Annotated in this window: 3 protein-coding genes; 1 reads left to right on the top strand and 2 read right to left on the bottom strand. The window is 71.2% G+C overall.

Translation table 11 applies throughout. The features are described from left to right. Positions 1–499 (bottom strand): phosphoribosyltransferase family protein (locus P409_RS30090; RefSeq protein WP_161790498.1); only part of this gene is annotated, 499 nt, incomplete at its 3' end. 112 nt (positions 500–611) lie between these two features. Here P409_RS30090 and P409_RS30085 point away from each other — a divergent pair. Continuing rightward, positions 612–1757, top strand: coding sequence for a PQQ-dependent sugar dehydrogenase (locus P409_RS30085; RefSeq protein WP_202964856.1), 1146 nt, complete (start codon positions 612–614; stop codon positions 1755–1757). Between the two features lie 140 nt (positions 1758–1897). On the opposite strand, the gene P409_RS30080 is transcribed toward P409_RS30085, so the two are convergent. Beyond that, on the bottom strand, positions 1898–3190 hold the full coding sequence (locus P409_RS30080) for an adenylosuccinate synthase (protein WP_034847087.1): 1293 nt from the start codon (positions 3188–3190) through the stop codon (positions 1898–1900). Positions 3191–3289: the final 99 nt, after the last annotated feature.

The raw sequence follows: 3289 nt of genomic DNA, 5'->3' as shown, positions 1-3289 counted from the left end.
CCAGCAGCGGCACGTCCTGCGCCGCGGCGATCCGGCCCGCCGCCTCGCCGAGGGTCAGCAGGCAGGCGATGCCGGCCGGCAGTGCACCGTGGCGCGACAGCTCCGCCAGGGTCAGGCCCAGCGCCGCGCCGGCATTGATCGCGTCATCGGCCACCAGCACCCGCCGCCCGGCCAGCGTCGCCGCCAACGGCACCGGGATCCGGTACTGCACCGCGCCATCCTCGAGCACACGCTCGGCATAGACGAAGTCGCACTCGAGCTCCGCCGCCATCGACTGCGCCAGGAAGGCGCCGCCGGTCAGGGGGCCGCAGACGATCTCCGCCCCCAGCCCCGCCGCCCGCCCGGCCAGGGCCGCGGCCCAGCCGCGCATCCGGGCGGCATCGAGGAACAGCAGGTCGAGATCCAGCCACAGGTCGCCGTGATGGCCAGATTCATAGTGGAAATGCCCGCGCGTGGCGGAGACCGCCCGCCGCACCGCCTCGCCGATCCCGTCCATCATCCGCCTGCCCTCCCGCGTCATCATGTCCGCGAACGATCCGGCCGCGAAGCGTTGCCTGCGCGGCCCAGCCTCCCATCTCAACCAGATCTGCCCGAGACGAGGAGACCTGCCCATGCGCATGCCTGCCTTCGCCGCCCCTGCCCTCGCCGCCGCCCTGCTGGCCCCGATTCCGGAGGCCGGCGCGGTCGATGCCACCTACGACACCCAGAAGGGCCGGATCCGGGTCCAGACCGTGGCCGAGGGGCTGAGCCATCCGTGGGGCCTGGCCTTCCTGCCGGACGGCCGGATGCTGGTGACCGAGCGCGGTGGCGACCTGCGCCTGGTCGGCGACGGCAAGGTCTCCGAGCCGCTGGACGGCGTGCCGGAGGTCGCTGCCGGCGGCCAGGGCGGGCTGCTGGACGTCGCGGTCGATCCGACCTTCACCCAGAGCCGCCTGATCTATCTCAGCTATTCCGAAGCCGGCGACGGCGGCAACTCCACCGCCGTGGCGCGCGGCCGGCTGAGCGAGGACGGCACGCGGCTGACCGGGGTGGAGGTGATCTTCTCGCAGCAGCCGAAGCTCGACAGCGCCATGCATTTCGGCTCGCGCCTGGTGTTCGACCGGCAGGGCCACCTCTTCGTCACCCTCGGCGAGCGCTCCAAGGCCCAGTTCCGCGGCCAGGCGCAGCGGCTCGACTCACATCTCGGCAAGGTGATCCGGATCTGGCCGGACGGGTCGGCGCCGGAGGACAACCCCTTCACCGCCGACAAGGATGCGCGGCCGGAGATCTGGTCCACCGGCCACCGCAACGTCCAGGGCGCGGCGCTGAACCCGGACACCGGGGTGCTGTGGATCAACGAGCACGGGCCGCGCGGCGGCGACGAGATCAACATCCCCGAGGCCGGCAGGAACTACGGCTGGCCGGTGGTGTCGCATGGCGTGAACTACGACGGCAGCCCGGTCGGCGAGGGCAAGCGCGAGGCGGCGGGCATGACCGGGCCGATCCATCAGTGGACGCCGTCGATCGGCGTCTCCGGCATGGCCTTCTACACCGCAGACGCGATGCCGGGCTGGCGCGGCAACGTCTTCGTCGGCGGCTTGGCCATCCCCAAGCTGGTGCGGCTGGAGCGCGACGGCGACCGCATCACCGGGTCGGAGGATCTGCTGGAGGACCTGGCCCTGCGCATCCGCCAGGTGGTGCAAGGCCCGGACGGGGCGCTGTACCTGCTCACCGACGAGAGCGACGGCGAGATCCTGCGGGTGGGACCGGCGTCTTAGAGCGCGTCGGCCCATCCTCACCGTCGTAAAACCGTCATTGCGAGGAGGCGAAGCCGACGAAGCAATCCATCGATCCGCTCGTGCTGCTGGATGGATTGCTTCGCTGCGCTCGCAATGACGGTAAAGACGGGGCGCTTTCCTCAATCCGCGAACGGATCCCGCACCAGGATGGTGTCGTCGCGCTCCGGGCTGGTCGAGAGCAGCGCCACCGGCGCCTCGATCAGCTCCTCGATCCGGCGGATGTACTTGATCGCGGTCGCCGGCAGGTCGGCCCAGGAGCGCGCGCCCTTGGTGCTCTCCTCCCAGCCGTCCCACTCCTCATAGACCGCCTTGGCATTGGCCTGGGCCGACTGGCCGGCCGGGAAATGCTGCAGCACCTGGCCGTCCAGCTCGTAGCCGATGCAGATCTTCAGGGTCTTGAAGCCGTCCAGCACGTCGAGCTTGGTCAGGGCGATGCCGTCGATGCCGCCGGTCTTCACCGCCTGGCGCACCATCACCGCGTCGAACCAGCCGCAGCGCCGCGGCCGGCCCGTGACCGTGCCGAATTCGTGCCCGCGCTCGCCCAGCCGGCGGCCGATGTCGTTCTCCTGCTCGGTCGGGAACGGGCCGGAGCCGACGCGGGTGGTGTAGGCCTTGGTGATGCCCAGCACGTAGCCGATACCCTTCGGCCCCATGCCGGAGCCGGCGGCCGCCTGGCCGGCGACGGTGTTGGAGGAGGTGACGAAGGGATAGGTGCCGTGGTCGATGTCCAGCATCGCGCCTTGGGCGCCCTCGAACAGGATGCGCTTGCCCTCGCGCTTCAGCGCGTCCAGCCGCTCCCACACCACGCCGACATAGGGCAGGATCTTCGGCGCGATCTCGCGCAGCTGGGCCAGCAGCTCGGCCGGGTCGACCTCGTCGGCGCCCAACGCGCGCAGCAGCGCGTTGTGATGCGCCAGCAGCGCCTCGATCTTGCCCGGCAGCGCCGCGTCGTCGGCCAGGTCGCAGACGCGGATGGCGCGGCGGCCGGTCTTGTCCTCATAGGCCGGGCCGATGCCGCGGCCGGTGGTGCCGATCTTGGCCTCGCCGCGCGACGCCTCGCGGGCCCGGTCCAGCGCGCCGTGCACCGGCAGGATCAGCGCCGCGTTCTCGGCCAGCAGCAGGTTCTCCGGCCCGACATCGACATCCTGGGCGCGGATCCGCTCGATCTCGGCCAGCAGCGCCCAGGGGTCGACCACGACGCCGTTGCCGATGATGCCGAGCTTGCCCGGCCGCACGATGCCCGACGGGAGCAGCGAGAGCTTGAGCACCTTGTTGCCGATGACCAGCGTGTGGCCGGCATTGTGGCCGCCCTGGAACCGCACCACCACGTCGGCCCGGCTGGACAGCCAGTCGACGATCTTGCCCTTGCCCTCGTCGCCCCACTGGGCGCCGACCACGGCCACATTCGCCATCGGAATACCTCGTACTTACTAGTCTTACAGCTCGTCGAGCCGGCCGTCCCGCAGGACCCAGCCGCAGCCGAGGCGGCGCGCCTCGACGAGAGGATCGGC

This window comes from Inquilinus limosus MP06, assembly GCF_000767795.1.
GTDB classification, from domain to species: domain Bacteria; phylum Pseudomonadota; class Alphaproteobacteria; order DSM-16000; family Inquilinaceae; genus Inquilinus; species Inquilinus limosus_E.
This window is presented reverse-complemented; position numbering and strand designations above follow the sequence as displayed.

Bases quoted from the DNA above. Each gene is read 5' to 3' on its own strand.
- P409_RS30085 (WP_202964856.1), top strand. From the start codon at position 612: ATGCGCATGCCTGCCTTCGCCGCCCCTGCCCTCGCCGCCGCCCTGCTG.
- P409_RS30080 (WP_034847087.1), bottom strand. From the start codon at position 3,190: ATGGCGAATGTGGCCGTGGTCGGCGCCCAGTGGGGCGACGAGGGCAAG.